Here is a 17,109-nt window from a genome sequence, read left to right as displayed (position 1 = left end):
TCCGCCAATTATAAATTAATAAAGAATAGATGAGAAAATGTTGTTTTTTGATGGCAGGTTTGGCGTTAATGCTGTCTTGCAATAACACTAAGGATGAATTTGCACAATATGCAAACACTAGAGTGCCCGTAAAACTTGGACTGGGAAGTCTATCTACAGATTCTATACAATGGAATAACGTGTTTGTTTCCAAAACCAAGGAGCTATACTTTACTAAAATGGGTAAATCTGCTTCAGTCATCAACAAAATGAATTATGCAAAAGGTACATTCAAAAATTTGGAAACAATACCATTACCAGAAGGGTCCCCACATTCGGATGTGTATGTAAATCCAGAAGGGAATATGATGTTGTTTTCTTCAATAATGCAAGAACATGAAAATGATACCATTACCGATTGGAACATTTGGAAGTCAGAACGAAAAAATGATGAATGGCAACAACCCAAACCATTTTTTGCCCAAAACCAAGAGGGAAACCAATTTTACCCTTGGATGACAGATAGTAAGAACCTCTATTTTTCAATTACACCACATGGTTCTCAAAACAGTGATCTGTACGTCTCAGAATATGTTCATGGTGTATATGGGAAACCCAAAGCACTCCCCTATTCTATCAATTCCCAAAAATTGGAAGGGGACGCGTTTGTTGCTCCAGATGAGAGCTATTTGATTTTTGCGGGATTTGAACGATATCAAAATTTAGGGAAATCGGACCTATACATCAGTTTTAGTAAAAATGGTGTATGGTCATCACCAATATGGCTCGGTGATGACATCAATTCTGAGGGGTATGACGGAAGTCCGTTTGTAACCCGAGATGAAAACTACCTAATTTTTACAAGTAGCAGGGGAAGTACGGACGACAACACATTTTTTAACCATTACATTGTTTCTTTTGACCCAGAAAAATATTTGGGAAAAGAAAGTTATCCAAGCTATTCTGGAACAACCTCGGCTAGGTTTCAAGTTGGTATCGTCACAACAGAAAATGTGGAGTATGGCGGCAGTATTTCTTCAAAGTACGATGGAATTTATTTCACAAGGGCGGCTTCAGATTTTACTAAAAGGCAAATAACAGTAAGTAAAATTACCGATGGAGTGTTTTCCAAGCCAGAAGAAATTGTAATAGGTGGAAAAACTTACGACGATGCAAGTGATATTCAAATTACCGAAAATGGCGAATACCTTTTCTTTAAAATGAGGGGAGGCATATCAGCGGAGCCTCTTAGAACAGATGGGAATATTTGGCGAAGTAAACTGAATGATGGAACTTGGGGCAAGGCAGAAATGCTGCCGAAGGAAATCAATTCAACTTTGAACGAATACTATCCAATATATACCAGAAAAGGGAACATATACTTTAGCAGGGAAAATAAAGATACCAGCTATGATATCTATGTTTCAAAATTGGTCAATGGAAGTTATCAAGAAGCGGAACCACTTCCAGATTATATAAACACCAGTTTATTGGAATCAGACGCTTATGTATCCCCCGATGAATCCTTTATGATCTTTGTGCGCATGTACGCGGAAGGCGACCTGGGTGTATCTGATCTTTACATTGCTTTTCAAGAAAACGGTGTTTGGGGCAAACCAAAAAATATGCGGTCGTTAAATAGTAAAGGTGTGGATGGAAGTCCATTTGTAACACCTGATGGAAAAAACCTGTTCTTTACTTCTACTAGAGATTCAGATAACCCAGAAAATTTTGATGGGCATTTGGATATCTATGTCGCTGCTTTTAACAAAGAAGATTGGAGATAAATGAGCAATAGAAAATTTAAAATACTCGTACTAATACTGTTCGTTGTTCAAATGGGAACTTCCCAAAACATCAATTTTGAAGACTTGAGAAAGGACTTTATCGATGGGCATATACATTTACAACAATCTGATTTTCATATTAATTACACCCAAGGCTTAATAATGATAAAGCCACCCAAAGAGATTCGAGGCCAAGAAAATTTTTATAAAGCATTTAAAGAGAAATTGGATGATGTAAGCTTGACCAATTTGGATGACTATCAGAAGTTGGATTATCAGCTAATGCAATATGAAATTGCTTTGCGCCTAGAGCGAATTTCTTTGGAAAAACAATGGGACTATAATACTGAGTTGGACGATTCAAAAAGTATTCACAGCATACCAAATGGAAAAAAATGGTATGCCTATTTATTAAAGCTTTGGGTTGATGCTGAGGTGAAACCGGAGCAGATGTTCAGATTTGGCTTGGCTGAAATTGAAATTGTAAAGTCCAATATGAAAAGGCTGCAGGAATCGTCCGGTTTGTCTGAAAAAGAATTTCATGAATATCTAGGCGACGAAACCTTTTTCTTTGATAACCCTGATGATATTCAAAAAGCATTTGAAGAAATTAAATTAAAGGTCGGAGTGCTTGCCAATGGTTTATTACCTTACGTTTCGGGCATACCAGAGGTGAAAATTGCAAGGGGAACCAATAAAGAATTGTCCCATGCTCCCGCTTATTACAGCAACAGTACATTTTTTTATAATGTTTTTGACAAGCCTTTTAATAAAAGACAGCTAAGATGGTTTTATGCCCATGAGGCCATACCTGGGCACCATTATCAGTCTATGGTCAATAGCATCGTCAAAAGAACAGAAATCCAAAACCTGTTTTGGTACCCCGGCTATGCAGAAGGTTGGGGTGCTTATGTGGAATACTTGGGTAATGAGCTAGGAATATTTGAAACAATTTATGATGAGTACGGCAAATGGGAGTGGGATTTGGTCAGGTCTGTAAGAGTATGCTTGGACGTTGCTTTGAACTACTATGGTTGGTCAGATGATAAGGCTATGGCCTTTTGGAAAGAACATATAAAAGGCCAAGATGATATTGCACTTCGGGAAATCAACAGGATGAAACGCTGGCCTGCACAAGTTATTACTTATAAATATGGGGCAAAAATGTTTCTGGAATTGCTTGAAAGTGCAAAAACGAAGTCAGATTTTGATTTTAAGACCTTTCATCAAGAAGTTTTAAAACACGGCGACATACCGGTTAGTGTCCTCAGAAAATCATTAAGTGGCAAATGACGCAGTATTATTTAAGCTAACTGGTGTTCAAAAAGACACTTGTCAGGTCACAAATTAGTTTCTGCAAATTGTTCCAAAAGTCCTAAAACCATCAAGTTTTAGGACTTTTTTGTTTTCCCATTTTAGTCGAATAAAATAGAAAAAGACATTTTTATCTTAATTCTGATAATTATCATGTTTTCCCCATAGCAGTGGCGTTACTTTTGAGCTGTGAAAAATGTCACAATCATATTATTCTCACTGTCCATATTGGCTAAACCCCTATATCCTATAGCTGAGTATATTGTAAACTATAATTACATCGTAAACAACCTATGTGAAAATAGGGACAAACCTGCTTTGAATTGCGACGGAAAATGTTACCTCTCCAAATTGTTGGCCAAAGAATCCAAGGAAAGTGAAGAAAATCCATTTGGAGAAAAACAATCCCAGACTGAAGTTCAACATATTTTCTTCTATAAATTGTCTGCCCAAATCGACTTTGGGGAAGATTTATTGCAAGGGGCAAAAGACAATTTCAAATTTGTTTCCCTATTGATTTCAACTCCATTTGTTTCAGAGATTTCTGAGCCACCAGAAGTATCCTAATTCAAACTGTTGTACTTGCTTTTCCATTTGGATGATTTTTTATCCAAAGAAAGTGTGTACCCGTCACCTTCTGAATTAGTTTAAAATATAATCTTATGAAAACCGAATATAGTATTGGGCTCAGCCATTCTACTATTGGTACCCTAAAAAAAACAAAACTGTTCTTTCCGGTTCTGCTTGCAATGGTATTCCATTGCTTTAGTACGGCACAAGAATCAAAAGTAGACCTAGTGACAGACTCTATATTACCTGTTCATTTAGAAGAGGTCATTGTAATTTCTTCCTACAACAAAGCACTGGAACATAAATCGCACCATAAACCCTTGTCCACTTTAGATGAATATCTAGAATCCTCTAACAAAGTGAACATGATAAAAAGAGGAGCATACGCCTGGGAACCGGTCCTTAATGACATGAGTTCAGAACGCTTGTCTATCACTATTGATGGCATGCGGGTTTTTGGCGCATGCACGGACAAAATGGACCCAATAACTTCCTATGTAGATGTTTCTAACCTCTCCGATGTTCATGTGGCATCTGGTCAACAGGGCGCAGAACAAGGGACGACCATAGGGGGAGGTATTGATTTAAGGCTCGAAAAAAGCAATTTTAAACCTAAAGGGTGGGTAGGCTCTGTGGAAACCGGTGGTGAAACCAACAATGAAGCCCAAATTATAGGAGGTGAGCTGAACTACTCTGACGAACAATTCTATATAGATACCGATATCATTTATAGAAAGGCGGAAAATTATACCGCAGGTGGTGGTGAGGTTGCATTTTCTCAGTTTGAAAAATATAACATATCAGCAAATGCAGGTTATAAAATTTCAGACGACCAGCAGTTATTGGCAAGTTTTATCTATGATGAAGCAAAAAATGTTGGCTACCCTGCCCTACCCATGGACGTTTCATTAGCTAGGGCGTTTATTGGTTCCATAAGCTGGGTACAGTCCCGTTTTATTGGCGATTTTAAAAATTGGGAAACAAAGCTTTATGCCAACTCCATAACACATATCATGGATGACAGCCAAAGACCAGATGTGCCAATTAGAATGGACATGCCTGGATGGAGCGATACCTACGGGTACTACTCCCAAACGGAGTTAACAATGGACAAACATCAGTTTCTGCTCAAATTAGATGGTTTTTACAATCGCTCTTTGGCCGAAATGACTATGTATCCCATCAATCCAAATGAGCGGGAAATGTTCATGTTAACTTGGCCAGATGTACGTATGATTAATTCTGGTTTTTATGCCGAGGACGAAATCAGTCTTAAAGAAGGTTCTTTAAAACTTTCTACAAGGTTAGCCGTACAAGGTTTTAATGTTGCGGATGAATTTGGTCTCAACAGTCTTAGGATTTTTTATCCTGAAATGAGCCAAAGACAGGCCCGTTTTCTAAAAAGTGTTTCCGCGGCTTACCATAAAAAGTTCAAAATGCTTCATGTTAATGGTGGACTCTCCTACGGCGATCGTGCACCTTCTGTTTCTGAAGGTTTTGGGTTTTATCTGTTCAACAGTTTTGACAACCATGATTATATAGGTGACCCGGACTTAAAAAATGAAAAAGCAATCGAAACCAATGTCAAGGTTTCCTTACCAATGAAAAAACTAACTATAGGTGTTGAGGCCAACTACTTCCACACTATGGATTTTATCATTGGAGAGGTAAATCCAGATTTAAGCGTTATGACCATTGGCGCAGAAGGAGTCAAGGTATATAAAAACTTGGAATATGCCAATTTGTACAACATTTCTTTAGATACCAAATATGAGGTTACCCCAGAACTCCTTTGGACGGGATTAATATCCTATCACAGGGGAACGGACCAAGATGGGCAAAACCTGCCCTTTATAAGTCCAATAGCCTATAATTCCATGGTACAATATACCACAGGAACCTTTTCGGGTTCACTAACCATGCGTGGAGCAGCGGACCAAGTAAACTTCAATCCTGTTTTTGGAGAAGACCGCAGCAATGCTTACACGGTTTTTTCTATGGCCTTGGGCAAATCTTTCTCCATCAACAAGGATGCTGTTTATATTAAGACAGGTGTTGAAAACATTTTTGACGAATTCTATTCCACATACACGGATTGGAACAATATACCTCGCATGGGGCGTAACTTTTTCATGACCGTTTCGTATGCCATTAACTAAAGTAATAGACAATAAATTATACTATAAAACAACATAATGAAAATAATTAAAATTTTATTTACCGCACTTATACTATCGACAACTTTTTTCTCCTGTTCAGATAATGATAATGATGATCCTATTGTCATATCTGAAAATCCATTGGAGGATTACAATATGTTAACCAGTTTTACGGCCAACAACCATAGTGTAGAAATCTACTCCGAGCAGCAACAGTTCACCGTAGGGTACAATGAACTCTTCTTTCGTATTAAAGATGATGCTTCTGATAGCTATATCTCCAATGCAGAGGTTTCTTGGAAACCAGTAATGCATATGACATCAATGATGCACTCTTGCCCAAATTCAACCGTATCCAAAACCAATGATGCCTCAGTTTATACAGGTTATACAGTATTTCAAATGCCTGGAAATGCTGATGAATATTGGGAAATGACCATAGAATACACTATTGAAGGGCAAACCTATAATGCTACTGAACGTATTGAAGTCCGTACCCCGTTAGATGGTAAAAAAACAGTAAATGTATTTATGGGAAGTGACGATACCAGATATGTTTTAGCCATGATGCCCATGAACCCAGAAGTTGCAGTCAATGATTTTGCAGCTATGCTGTTCAAAATGGAAAATATGATGTCATTCCCTGCCGTGGAAAATTACAAAGTACATATTGACCCTAGAATGCCTGGTATGGGCAATCATAGTTCACCAAACAACAAAGACCTGTTTTTTAACACATCTTCTGGTATATACATGGGAAAACTGTCGTTGACCATGACCGGCTATTGGAAAATAAATCTAAAATTGGAAAACGAAAGTGGAGAAATTTTAAAAGGAGAAGATATTACAGAAGAAAATGAAAGTAGTAGTCTATTTTTTGAAATAGAGTTCTAAAAGTAGTTCAGTTTTATTGTTTGTTTAAAAAGGCCATTCAACCAAGGATGGTCTTTTATCTTTCCATAGATATTATAATGGTAAGAAGGATTTCCCCTCGCGAATGTCTTCAACCAAGTCTTCAACCGTGTTTTGTTCCAAATTCTTCACAAAATTAACTTTTGTATTGCCAACAAGATCATGCATAGGACATGGATTTTCCTCATCACACTCCTGCAGACTGAGCATGCACGAAGTAAGTCTATTGTCCCCATCGATAACATGTATAATTTTCATTATAGGAATTTTCTTGTTGTCTTCTGAAAGATAAAAACCTCCTCCAGGTCCTTTTACAGAAGAGACAATATTATGTCTCGAGAGCTCTTGCAATACCTTAGCCAAATAGGCTTTTGGAATATTGGTGGGACTGCTGATATCTTTTGCCAATATTTTGTGGCTTTCAGATGAATTTAGTGCAAGGTAGAGAACCGCCTTAACAGCATATTTAGAGGAATTGGATATCATTTACAAGAGGTTTTAAAATAAATATAAAGATTAAAAGACATTTTTATCCTTTATATGATAATTGTCATGTTTTAAGCAGTTTAGCCTGTCTATTTTTGAACATTTAATAAAAATATCCCTGTATGAAAATCAATATCGTATTATCGGCACTAATGTTCTCTCTGCTACTTGTTGCTTGTGGTGGCAAAGAAGAAAAAAAGAAAGATGGTTTTAGTGTAGATCGCACAAAATCTACTGAAAAAACGGTAGAAACATCTACTGCAACAGATGAAGTTCCAGCTTCACAGCGCGTCACCTTAGATGAAAAAGGAGTAGGGCAAATAAAATCCATCACACTTGATCCGGAGATTGATATGGAAATGGCTAATGCAGGTGAGGCCATCTACAATACAAACTGTACTGCCTGTCACAAATTGGACAAAAGATTCATTGGACCATCTCCAAGAGGTATTATGAAAAGAAGAAGTCCAGAGTGGATTATGAATATGATTCTAGACCCTAAACTAATGACCGAACAGGATCGTTGTGCCAAAGATTTGCTAATCGAATTTAACGGTGCCGCTATGGCCAATCAAAATTTGACAGTAGAAGAAACCCGTTCCATACTTGAATATTTTAGAACATTATAAACTGATTCATATGAAAGCAATTTTCCAACTTAAATTTTTAATCTATCCAATACTGCTCATATTCTTTGCAGTTGGATGTAAAAACGAGCCCAAAACTGATAATTCCTCCGTTTCAGTTACAACAAACGATACTGAGGCTAACAAAGAAAAAGGCCAGGCCTTTATTGAAGACGATGGGTCAACACCAAATGTGCTACAAATAGCCATTGGTTCACCTGATCACACTACACTTGTGGCTGCCGTACAAGCAGCAAATCTAGAAAATGCACTTGTAAATGCTGGGCCACTTATGGTTTTTGCACCAACCAATGCTGCTTTTGACGCTTTGCCAGAAGGTACCGTTGAAAATTTACTGAAACCAGAAAACAAAGATGCTCTGGCCAATATCTTAAAGCATCATGTTACCGCGGGAAACTACTCAAAAGATTTTCTAAAAAAGTTTAAAAAATTAGGCCAGGCCAATGATCAAAACACTACTGTAGAGGTAAAAGGAGAAGATGTATATGTAGGCGGCGCCAAAATTATAGCCAGTGTCCCTGCGGGGAATGGAATCGTACATGTTGTGGACAAGGTAATCCTTCCACCTTCAGAATAAATAAATAACAAACAATAAATAGTCAAAAATGAAAAATTACAAACATTATGTTTTCGCACTTCTGGGAGTGGGCCTATTGCTAGCAGGATGCGGCAATCAGAATGGCAAGAGCTCTTCTAATGGGGCATTATCTTCCAGTGCGGCAGAAAAAGTATATGTGGCTCCAGGAGAGCAAGATGAATACTACGCATTTTTATCTGGTGGTTATAGTGGAAACCTTACAGTATACGGTCTACCCTCTGGTAGGATGTTCAAAGAAATTCCTGTCTTTTCGCAATTCCCCACTTCAGGATATGGATATTCCGAAGAAACCAAGCCTATGTTGAACACATCCTTTGGATTTGTTCCATGGGATGATTCTCACCACCCAGATATCTCCCAAACCAATGGAGAATTGGATGGACGATGGATTTTTATAAACGGTAATAATACACCTAGAATTGCTCGGATTAGCCTTAGCACTTTTGAAACAGAGGAAATCATTGAGGTACCAAATAGTGCTGGTAACCACAGTTCCTCTTTTATTACCGAGAACACTGAATATGTAGTTGCAGGAACCCGCTTTTCAGTACCTGTTCCACAGCGAGATATGCCCATAAACGAGTACAAGGGCAACTTTAAAGGCGCCTTATCGTTTATCAGTGTTGATCCTGAGCACGGTCATTTAGATATGAAATTCCAATTGTTGATGCCTGGGTTCAACTATGACCTTTCGCATCCTGGTAGAGGAAAATCCCATGGGTGGTTCTTCTTTACCACATATAACACAGAAGAGGCCAATTCCCTAATGGAAGTGAACTCTTCTCAAAATGATAAGGATTTTATCGCCGCGATCAATTGGAAGAAAATAGAGGAGTACGTGAACAATGGAGGTGGAACCAAAATGCCCGCCAACTATGCGCATAACGTATATGATGAGCATTCCCATACGGCCACTTCGACTATGAGGAAAGAGGTGCTTACGGTAGATCCTACCAAAGTTCCTGGCGCAGTCTTCTTTTTACCAACGCCAAAATCACCGCACGGTTGTGATGTAGATCCAACAGGTCAATATATTATCGGAAATGGAAAACTATCCGCAGACCTTACAGTGCATTCTTTTGATAAAATGATTGCCGCCATTGAAGGTGAAAAATTTGATGGAGAAGCGTATGGCATTCCTATCCTTAAATTTGAAGATGTGCTTGCCGGAACTGTTAAAAGTGGTGGTCTAGGGCCACTGCACACTGAATTTGATGGTAAAGGAAATGCATATACTACTTTCTTTATTTCATCAGAAGTAGTAAAATGGAAATTGGGCACTTGGGAGGTCATAGACCGTAAACCTACCTTCTATTCCGTAGGACACTTGATGATTCCAGGAGGAAATTCAAGAAAGCCTTTTGGAAAGTATGTTGTGGCTATGAACAAGATTACCAAGGACCGTTATCTACCTACTGGACCGGAAATGGAGCACTCAGCGCAGATTTATGATATTTCGGGAGAGAAAATGGAATTGCTCTATGATTTCCCAACGCATGGTGAGCCGCATTATGCCGCTGGTTGTCCTGCAGAACTTTTGGCACCAAAGTCCAAAAAAATCTATAGGTTGACCGAGAATAAACACGAGTTTGCAACCCTTACTCCAAATGATGCCCGTGTTGAACGTAACGGCAATGAGGTACATATATATATGTCTACCATTAGAAGTCACTTTACACCAGATAATATTGAAGGGATAAAAGTGGGTGACAAGGTATATTTCCATATTACCAATCATGAACAAGATTTTGATGTACCGCATGGCTTCTCTATAATAGGTCAGAATACATCAGAACTATTGGTTATGCCAGGTCAAACCAAGACATCTATTTGGGAACCCAAAAAAGTGGGTGTATGGCCATTTTACTGTACAGATTTCTGTTCAGCCCTGCACCAAGAAATGCAAGGTTACGTAAGGGTATCTCCTGCTAATTCCAATATTGAGCTTTCATGGTCTTTAGGTGAGTAGGCAACAATAGATTTATTTTTTTCAAGCTTGAAGCGGGCAGTGCTACAGAGTCTGCCCGCTTTTTTACAAATTAGAACAATCAATCCAAAACTACATCCAATTTGTAAGCAATTTAAAAGTTTTTAAAGATGAAAAAAGCAAGTATCCTTATGATAGTAGGCCCTTTGTTTCTTTTAGGGCTGTATGTTTTTCCTTTGTGGAACATTATGTTGGGTGCACCTCAATATCCAGAACCCTTAGGAATGAATATCCATATTGATGGCATCCGCGATGTCAATGAATTCGATTTGCAAAATATAGACGGTCTTAACCATTACATTGGCATGCGTAAATTACCAAAGCCAGAAGAAATGTGGGAGTTTAGTACCTTTCCTTTGGTAATTGGCGGAATGGTCTTCTTGGGATTGGTCATTGGTGTATTGGGATATTTTAAAAAAGTGAGCTACGGTTGGTTTATGGGTTGGTTTGTTCTTATGTCCGTTTTAGGAGTTCTGGGCATGTACGATTTTAATGCCTGGATGGTAGATTACGGAACCAATTTAGATCCCAATGCTATTATGAAACTTTCTAATCCTGATGGCACCCCAATGAGCTATAAACCACCTTTGTTTGGGCATGCAAAAATGTTGAATTTTGGTGTTACCTCATTACCATCTACTGGTGCCTGGATGATGTTCACCGGGATGATGTTAATTCTGGCCGCCTTTTTTGTTGGTTGGAAAGCTAACAAAGCAAAAAAGTCTAAAATCCACTCAAGCTCATGAAAAAGTATTTTATCATTTTCGGTGTTGTATTGGCACTGTTGGCATCTTCCTGTAATATTGGACCAAAACCCATAAACTATGGTAACGATGGGTGCCATTTTTGTAGCATGACCATTGTAGACAGACAACATGCTGCCCAATTTGTTACGGAAAAAGGGAAGGTTTTTAAGTTTGATGCTGCCGAATGTATGATGAACCATTTAAACGAAATTGACAAAACGACTGTTTCACTTTTTTTAGTCAATGATTATAATACCCCGGGTGAGCTTGTTGACGCTACAAAAGCCACTTATCTAATCAGCAAGAACATTCCAAGTCCAATGGGTGAGTACTTAACGGCGTTTGATCGCAAGGAAACTGCTATAAAAGCACAAGTTGATAATGGAGGTGAACTTTATACTTGGGAAGAATTAATTGATAAATTTAAAATGAAACTGGGTCATAAAACAGTTTTAGAATGAAAGAAGCCATTAAAAATTTAAAAATAAGCGACTGCCTACAATTGCTAAATGAAAACTATATTGGGCGTTTAGGCTTTATCTCGCATTCAAGTCCGCACATAACACCCATAACTTATTTTCATGATGCAGAAGAAAAGAGCATTTTAAGTTATTCAACTGAAGGTCATAAAATAAATGCCATGAGAAAGTTTCCATCAGTGTCATTACAAGTTGATGAAATCAATACCATCCAAAACTGGAAGTCCGTATTGATACATGGAAGGTTTGAAGAATTACAAGGAAGTACCGCAAAAAAATATTTACGTAAGTTTTCAAATGGGGTTCAAGAAACAATAGCCAAAAAAATAGGTGAAAGCCCCAAATTTATCAGTGATTTTTCAAGTAGATTAAGTGAGCGAAAATTGCCCGTAGTGTACAGAGTCAATATAAACGATATTTCAGGAAAGTACAGAGAGCCTGAACAAAATTAATATTTAAATTAGATAATAACTTTTTGCATAATCTAAACCAATAGCATGTATACAGTTAAGGACACTATAAAAAATCAAGAATTCAACAAGGTTAAAATTGAAAAACTTACAAAGACAGATACGCTGGAAATACTTGGTATTAGTTTAGAAAAAGATGCGACCTTTCCCGAACACACCTCCCCTACCGATGCCCAATTAGTAATGCTGGAAGGAAATATAGACTTCCATATTCAAGGTAGAACTTTTCACATAACAGAACAGCAACATTTTAGTTTTCCAAAAGAAATACCTCATTGGGTCAAAGCAAACGAAAACTCAAAATTTTTGATCATTAGATAATGAGATATCTAAACGGGCTACTGGTTATCATAATTATGTTTTCAGGACATTGTCTTTCTGCAGAAACTATTTCAGTATGTTCTACTTGTAAAATAAAATCCATCAAAGAAGGAATTAAAACTGCTGCTGAATTCGATACGCTCTTAATCAAAAAGGGAACGTATAAAGAGTTTAACATTCTAATAGACAAACCGCTAACATTGCTAGGGGAAAACTTTCCAATAATAGATGGTGAAGATCAAGGAGAGATTATTAGGGTCACTGCGGACAATGTCACAATCGACGGGCTCTTCATTATCAATGTTGGCACAAGCTACACCTCTGACTATGCCGCCATTCGTGTGGTGAAGAGTGAAAACTTTATTATTCAAAACATAGTGTTGGAAAAGCTATTTTTTGGGATTTACTTAGAAAAGTCCAACAACGGAAAAGTGTACCATAACAAAATTATTGGCGATGCTGTTGACGAGTACAATTCAGGAAATGGAATTCAGCTTTGGTATTCTAAAAATGTAGAAGTAGACCGTAATATTGTTCAAGGAGTACGTGACGGAATTTATCTAGAGTTTTCGGACAACATCACAATCAACAATAATATTAGCACTAACAATTTAAGGTATGGGTTACATTTCATGTTTTCAAATGATGACATTTACACCAATAACACCTTTGAGAACAATGGTGCCGGAGTTGCCGTTATGTTTTCAAAAAGAATAAAAATGATTGGTAATACGTTTAGGAAAAACTGGGGCGCTGCCGCCTTTGGAATGCTATTGAAAGAAATTAACGATGCAGAAATAAGCGGAAATACTTTCGAGGAAAACACAATAGGCATCAATATAGAAGGTTCAAATAGAATCAAATACATAAACAACAATTTTATTAAAAACGGGTGGGCAATTAAAGTGTTGGGGGCCTGCTACACCAATACCTTTGAAAAAAACAATTTCCTTTATAATTCTTTTGATATTTCTTATAATAGTAAACTGAACGACAATGTTTTTAATCAAAATTATTGGAGTGACTACGCGGGTTACGATTTGGACCAAAATGGCATTGGAGATGTACCCTACAGACCGGTAAAATTGTTCTCTTACATCGTTAATAGAACCCCAGAAACCATAGTATTGCTGCGTAGTCTGTTTATGGATATTATTGATTTCTCTGAAAAAGTTTCGCCTGTTTTTACTCCAGATAACCTTTTGGATGCAAATCCATTAATGAAAAGAACAAAATGATTCAAGTAGAAAACTTACATAAAAAGTTTAGTAAGAATCAAGTCCTTACGGGATTGGATCTAAATATTCAAGAAGGAGGGATTTTTGCAATTTTAGGACCAAATGGTTCTGGAAAGACCACACTTATAAAGATTATTTTGGGTATGGTCATAGCGGATAAAGGAACGGTTTCAGTCTTTGGAAAACACATTAAGAATAAATGGAAGTATCGTCAAGAAATAGAATACTTGCCACAGATTGCCAACTTTCCCGGCAATCTTAGAGTCAAGGAACTTATTAGAATGATAAAGGACCTCCGCCAACAACCCTGTGAAGAAAAGAGGCTTATTGAGCTATTTGGACTACAACCTTTTATGGATAAAAAATTGGCTACATTATCTGGGGGAACAAAACAAAAAGTAAACATTGTTTTAGCCTTTATGTTCAATAGTCCATTGATAATTCTTGATGAGCCAACAACCGGTTTGGACCCTGCCGCCCTCATTAGTTTGAAAGAACTCATTCAGAAAGAAAAACAAGAAGGCAAAACAATTCTAATAACAAGTCATATTATGCAATTTGTAGAAGAAGTTGCAGATGAAATTGTTTATTTATTAGAAGGTAAAATCTATTTTAAAGGAGGAATTTCTGAACTTATGGAAAAGACAGCCCAAACTAATTTTGAACATGCCATAGCGGCCATAGCAACAAAAAAGAGCAATGCTTAAAATTTTAAAATACAGTTTTTATGATTTAATGCGCAGTCGTTGGAGCTATGTATATTTTCTGTTTTACTTGGCGCTGGGGTTTGTACTTCTATTTTTGAACAATGATGTATCTAAGGCTGTTATAACATTGATGAACATAATCATTGTACTGGTGCCATTGATCGGCACCATCTTTGGCGTAATGTATTATTATGATTCCAAAGAATTTACAGAGCTTTTATTGGCACAACCTATTAAGCGGTCCTCCATTTTTCTTGGTCAATATCTTGGTGTTGCTTGCTCTTTAACCTTGAGTCTTGTTTTAGGATTGGGCATTCCTTTTCTTCTTTACGGCCTCTTTAAGAGCAATGTAATATTCGATTTTTCGCTATTACTGGTTACAGGTGCATTTTTAACGCTCATATTTACAGCTATAGCCTTCAATATTGCCCTTTCAAATGAAAACAAAATAAAAGGTTTTGGATATGCGGTATTGGCCTGGCTGTTTTTGGCAGTTGTTTATGATGGATTATTTTTGATGTCACTTATTGTATTTGAAGAATACCCCCTTGATTCATTCTCATTGGCGGCAACGATGTTTAACCCCATAGATCTTTCTAGAACATTGATTCTCTTAAAACTAGACATATCTGCGTTGCTAGGTTATACCGGCGCTGTATTCAAAGAATTCTTTGGAACGAATACCGGTTTAATTATATCTATCCTAATGCTCTTATTATGGACGGTATTACCAATTGGCAGATTGGCATACAAAGCAAAAAGAAAGGATTTTTAATAGGACATTCCCCCACAATAGACCTCTCTCCTTCAAATGAACGAGGAGTAAAATATTTTACATTGAAAAAAATCAAAAAGAACGGGCAAAAAAGTTACTAATATTGACGAATTCCTCTCCATTTTTGTTATTTGTTCATGTTTTATCACCAAATAGCTAAAAAATAACAAACACTCTACATTATTTCATATTTTGCTTGTATAATTTTCTAATAGATGCAAATAATTGAATCTTCTCAAGTCTACGATGTAATAATAGTAGGCTCAGGGGCTGGTGGAGGCATGGCCACTAAAATTTTGTCAGAAGCAGGCTTAAAAGTTGCCGTCGTGGAGGCAGGGCCCTTTTTTGATCCAGCTGACCCCGAACAAATGACTCAAATGAAATGGCCTTACGAGTCACCAAGGCGAGGTGCAAATACCGTTAGACCTTTTGGTGATTTTGATTCTGCCTATGGAGGCTGGGAGATTGATGGAGAACCTTATACCAATGCAGAGGGCAGTGATTTTAGTTGGTTTCGTTCAAGAATGCTTGGCGGAAGAACCAATCACTGGGGAAGAATTTCGCTTCGTTTTGGCCCAAAGGATTTTAAACGAAAAGACCAAGATGGTTTAGGTGATAACTGGCCAATTGGTTATGAAGATGTAAAGCCGTATTATGATAAAGTGGACAAATTAATAGGTGTATTTGGCACTAACGAAGGTTTGCCCAATGACCCCGATGGTTTTTTTCTTCCTCCACCAAAACCAAGGCTTCATGAGCTTTTTTACATAAAGGGTGCCAGAAAATCCAATATCCCGGTCTTTCCATCAAGAATGTCCATGCTCACCAAAAAAATCAATAGCGATAGGGGTGTATGCTTTTATTGCGGACAATGTTCAAGAGCTTGCCAGGTTTATGCAGATTTTTCCGCAGGTACTTGTTTAATATTCCCAGCACAAAAGAACGGGGGGCAAATAGATCTTTTTGTCAATTGTATGGTAAGGGAGGTCACCACAAATGAAGAAGGGAAAGCCACTGGTGTTTCTTACATAAACAAAGATGATAGAAAAGAATATAAAATAAAGGGCAAAGTGGTGGTCTTGGCAGCTTCTGCCTGTAGCTCTGCCAGGATATTGCTAAACTCAAAAAGTACACAGCATCCCAATGGTTTAGGAAATAGCAGTGATATTGTAGGTAAGTACCTCCATGATTCTACTGGAGCTGGAAGAGCAGGATTCGTTCCTGATTTAATGAACAGGGATATGTACAATGAAGATGGCGTTGGAGGCATGCACGTTTACACTCCATGGTGGTTAGACAATAAGAAACTGGATTTTCCAAGAGGATATCATATTGAAATCTGGGGTGGTATGGGAATGCCCGGCTATGGTTTTGGTTTCAACCCCAATCTCTTCAACCAATTCTTTAATTTAAAAGTGGGTGGATATGGCAATAGCCTGCGTAAAGATGTTAAAAAATACTACGGGTCTGTTCTGGGTTTTTCAGGAAGAGGAGAATCAATTCCGCAGAAGAACAATTATTGTGAAATTGACAATACTACAGTGGATGAATTTGGCATTCCGGTCCTAAAGTTCAATTATCAATGGACAGACCATGAAATGAAACAGGTAAAACATATGCATGATACGTTCGAAGAAATTCTTCATAACATAGGTGCTGAACCATTGGGGGACAAACCAGGAAAAGATGAAAATTATGGCATACTAGCTCCAGGGAAGATTATTCATGAAGTAGGTACCACTCGCATGGGAGATAATGTCAAAACCTCTGTCGTCAACAAATTCCAACAACTGCATGATGCAAAAAATGTTTTTATTGTGGATGCAGGTCCTTTTGTCTCCCAAGCAGATAAAAATCCGACATGGACGATTTTGGCACTCTCATGGAGGACTTCGGATTACATAGTACAACAACTTAAACAACAAAACATCTAG

The 17,109-nt window shown here is 37.6% G+C and carries 17 protein-coding genes; 16 read left to right on the top strand and 1 reads right to left on the bottom strand.

Features of this window, described 5'->3' with window-relative positions; all coding sequences use genetic code 11:
- Positions 1-29 precede the first annotated feature (29 nt).
- From DKG77_RS16495 to DKG77_RS16475, 5 genes are all read left to right on the top strand, one after another.
- Complete coding sequence (locus tag DKG77_RS16495; RefSeq protein ID WP_109665651.1) at positions 30-1,766, top strand: PD40 domain-containing protein; 1,737 nt, start codon at positions 30-32, stop codon at positions 1,764-1,766.
- Positions 1,767-3,059: a DUF885 domain-containing protein gene (locus tag DKG77_RS16490; RefSeq protein ID WP_109665648.1), complete on the top strand. Its 1,293-nt coding sequence runs from the start codon at positions 1,767-1,769 to the stop codon at positions 3,057-3,059. It begins immediately after the preceding gene.
- A 210-nt stretch (positions 3,060-3,269) separates the two neighbouring features.
- Positions 3,270-3,647 (top strand): hypothetical protein, encoded by a 378-nt coding sequence (locus DKG77_RS16485; RefSeq protein ID WP_109665645.1) that lies wholly within the window; start codon positions 3,270-3,272, stop codon positions 3,645-3,647.
- A gap of 95 nt (positions 3,648-3,742) precedes the next feature.
- Positions 3,743-5,809, top strand: coding sequence for a TonB-dependent receptor (locus DKG77_RS16480; protein ID WP_109665643.1), 2,067 nt, complete (start codon positions 3,743-3,745; stop codon positions 5,807-5,809).
- A gap of 36 nt (positions 5,810-5,845) precedes the next feature.
- Entirely contained in the window at positions 5,846-6,703 is an 858-nt protein-coding gene (locus DKG77_RS16475) for a hypothetical protein (protein ID WP_109665641.1), read from the top strand.
- A 72-nt stretch (positions 6,704-6,775) separates the two neighbouring features.
- On the opposite strand, the gene DKG77_RS16470 is transcribed toward DKG77_RS16475, so the two are convergent.
- Positions 6,776-7,207 carry an RrF2 family transcriptional regulator gene (locus DKG77_RS16470; protein WP_109665638.1) on the bottom strand — a complete coding sequence of 144 codons (432 nt, stop codon included), beginning with the start codon at positions 7,205-7,207 and terminating at the stop codon, positions 6,776-6,778.
- 122 nt (positions 7,208-7,329) lie between these two features.
- On the opposite strand from DKG77_RS16470, the gene DKG77_RS16465 reads away from it, so the two are divergent.
- From DKG77_RS16465 to DKG77_RS16415, 11 genes are all read left to right on the top strand, one after another.
- Complete coding sequence (locus DKG77_RS16465; protein ID WP_109665636.1) at positions 7,330-7,836, top strand: c-type cytochrome; 507 nt, start codon at positions 7,330-7,332, stop codon at positions 7,834-7,836.
- 10 nt (positions 7,837-7,846) lie between these two features.
- On the top strand, positions 7,847-8,431 hold the full coding sequence (locus tag DKG77_RS16460; RefSeq protein WP_109665730.1) for a fasciclin domain-containing protein: 585 nt from the start codon (positions 7,847-7,849) through the stop codon (positions 8,429-8,431).
- 28 nt (positions 8,432-8,459) lie between these two features.
- Positions 8,460-10,421 carry a Sec-dependent nitrous-oxide reductase gene (gene nosZ / locus DKG77_RS16455; RefSeq protein ID WP_109665632.1) on the top strand — a complete coding sequence of 654 codons (1,962 nt, stop codon included), beginning with the start codon at positions 8,460-8,462 and terminating at the stop codon, positions 10,419-10,421.
- Positions 10,422-10,549: 128 nt separating this feature from the next.
- Positions 10,550-11,185, top strand: coding sequence for a hypothetical protein (locus DKG77_RS16450; protein WP_109665629.1), 636 nt, complete (start codon positions 10,550-10,552; stop codon positions 11,183-11,185).
- A complete protein-coding gene (locus DKG77_RS16445; protein WP_109665626.1) occupies positions 11,182-11,646 on the top strand; it encodes a nitrous oxide reductase accessory protein NosL in 465 nt (154 codons plus the stop codon). The genes DKG77_RS16450 and DKG77_RS16445 overlap by 4 nt, the downstream gene beginning before the upstream one ends.
- A complete protein-coding gene (locus tag DKG77_RS16440) occupies positions 11,643-12,116 on the top strand; it encodes a pyridoxamine 5'-phosphate oxidase family protein (protein ID WP_109665624.1) in 474 nt (157 codons plus the stop codon). The genes DKG77_RS16445 and DKG77_RS16440 overlap by 4 nt, the downstream gene beginning before the upstream one ends.
- 45 nt (positions 12,117-12,161) lie before the next feature.
- Complete coding sequence (locus tag DKG77_RS16435; RefSeq protein ID WP_109665622.1) at positions 12,162-12,455, top strand: cupin domain-containing protein; 294 nt, start codon at positions 12,162-12,164, stop codon at positions 12,453-12,455.
- On the top strand, positions 12,455-13,693 hold the full coding sequence (locus DKG77_RS16430; RefSeq protein ID WP_109665620.1) for a nitrous oxide reductase family maturation protein NosD: 1,239 nt from the start codon (positions 12,455-12,457) through the stop codon (positions 13,691-13,693). Before DKG77_RS16435 ends, DKG77_RS16430 begins: the two co-directional genes overlap by 1 nt.
- On the top strand, positions 13,690-14,400 hold the full coding sequence (locus DKG77_RS16425) for an ABC transporter ATP-binding protein (RefSeq protein ID WP_109665617.1): 711 nt from the start codon (positions 13,690-13,692) through the stop codon (positions 14,398-14,400). The genes DKG77_RS16430 and DKG77_RS16425 overlap by 4 nt, the downstream gene beginning before the upstream one ends.
- Positions 14,393-15,175, top strand: coding sequence for an ABC transporter permease (locus tag DKG77_RS16420; RefSeq protein ID WP_109665615.1), 783 nt, complete (start codon positions 14,393-14,395; stop codon positions 15,173-15,175). Before DKG77_RS16425 ends, DKG77_RS16420 begins: the two co-directional genes overlap by 8 nt.
- A 215-nt stretch (positions 15,176-15,390) precedes the next feature.
- Entirely contained in the window at positions 15,391-17,109 is a 1,719-nt protein-coding gene (locus tag DKG77_RS16415) for a GMC family oxidoreductase (RefSeq protein WP_109665612.1), read from the top strand.

This window comes from Flagellimonas aquimarina, from assembly GCF_003149745.1.
In the GTDB taxonomy this organism is placed as follows: Bacteria; Bacteroidota; Bacteroidia; order Flavobacteriales; family Flavobacteriaceae; genus Flagellimonas; species Flagellimonas aquimarina.
The sequence above is the reverse complement of the archived record's forward strand: the minus strand, read 5'-3'. Positions and strand labels throughout refer to the sequence as shown.

Excerpts from the sequence above, each read along its gene's own strand:
- DKG77_RS16495 (WP_109665651.1), top strand. The coding sequence starts at position 30 with ATGAGAAAATGTTGTTTTTTGATGGCAGGTTTGGCGTTAATGCTGTCT.
- DKG77_RS16490 (WP_109665648.1), top strand. The coding sequence starts at position 1,767 with ATGAGCAATAGAAAATTTAAAATACTCGTACTAATACTGTTCGTTGTT.
- DKG77_RS16480 (WP_109665643.1), top strand. The coding sequence starts at position 3,743 with ATGAAAACCGAATATAGTATTGGGCTCAGCCATTCTACTATTGGTACC.
- DKG77_RS16475 (WP_109665641.1), top strand. The coding sequence starts at position 5,846 with ATGAAAATAATTAAAATTTTATTTACCGCACTTATACTATCGACAACT.
- DKG77_RS16470 (WP_109665638.1), bottom strand. The coding sequence starts at position 7,207 with ATGATATCCAATTCCTCTAAATATGCTGTTAAGGCGGTTCTCTACCTT.
- DKG77_RS16465 (WP_109665636.1), top strand. The coding sequence starts at position 7,330 with ATGAAAATCAATATCGTATTATCGGCACTAATGTTCTCTCTGCTACTT.
- DKG77_RS16460 (WP_109665730.1), top strand. The coding sequence starts at position 7,847 with ATGAAAGCAATTTTCCAACTTAAATTTTTAATCTATCCAATACTGCTC.
- nosZ (WP_109665632.1), top strand. The coding sequence starts at position 8,460 with ATGAAAAATTACAAACATTATGTTTTCGCACTTCTGGGAGTGGGCCTA.
- DKG77_RS16450 (WP_109665629.1), top strand. The coding sequence starts at position 10,550 with ATGAAAAAAGCAAGTATCCTTATGATAGTAGGCCCTTTGTTTCTTTTA.
- DKG77_RS16445 (WP_109665626.1), top strand. The coding sequence starts at position 11,182 with ATGAAAAAGTATTTTATCATTTTCGGTGTTGTATTGGCACTGTTGGCA.
- DKG77_RS16440 (WP_109665624.1), top strand. The coding sequence starts at position 11,643 with ATGAAAGAAGCCATTAAAAATTTAAAAATAAGCGACTGCCTACAATTG.
- DKG77_RS16435 (WP_109665622.1), top strand. The coding sequence starts at position 12,162 with ATGTATACAGTTAAGGACACTATAAAAAATCAAGAATTCAACAAGGTT.
- DKG77_RS16430 (WP_109665620.1), top strand. The coding sequence starts at position 12,455 with ATGAGATATCTAAACGGGCTACTGGTTATCATAATTATGTTTTCAGGA.
- DKG77_RS16425 (WP_109665617.1), top strand. The coding sequence starts at position 13,690 with ATGATTCAAGTAGAAAACTTACATAAAAAGTTTAGTAAGAATCAAGTC.
- DKG77_RS16420 (WP_109665615.1), top strand. The coding sequence starts at position 14,393 with ATGCTTAAAATTTTAAAATACAGTTTTTATGATTTAATGCGCAGTCGT.
- DKG77_RS16415 (WP_109665612.1), top strand. The coding sequence starts at position 15,391 with ATGCAAATAATTGAATCTTCTCAAGTCTACGATGTAATAATAGTAGGC.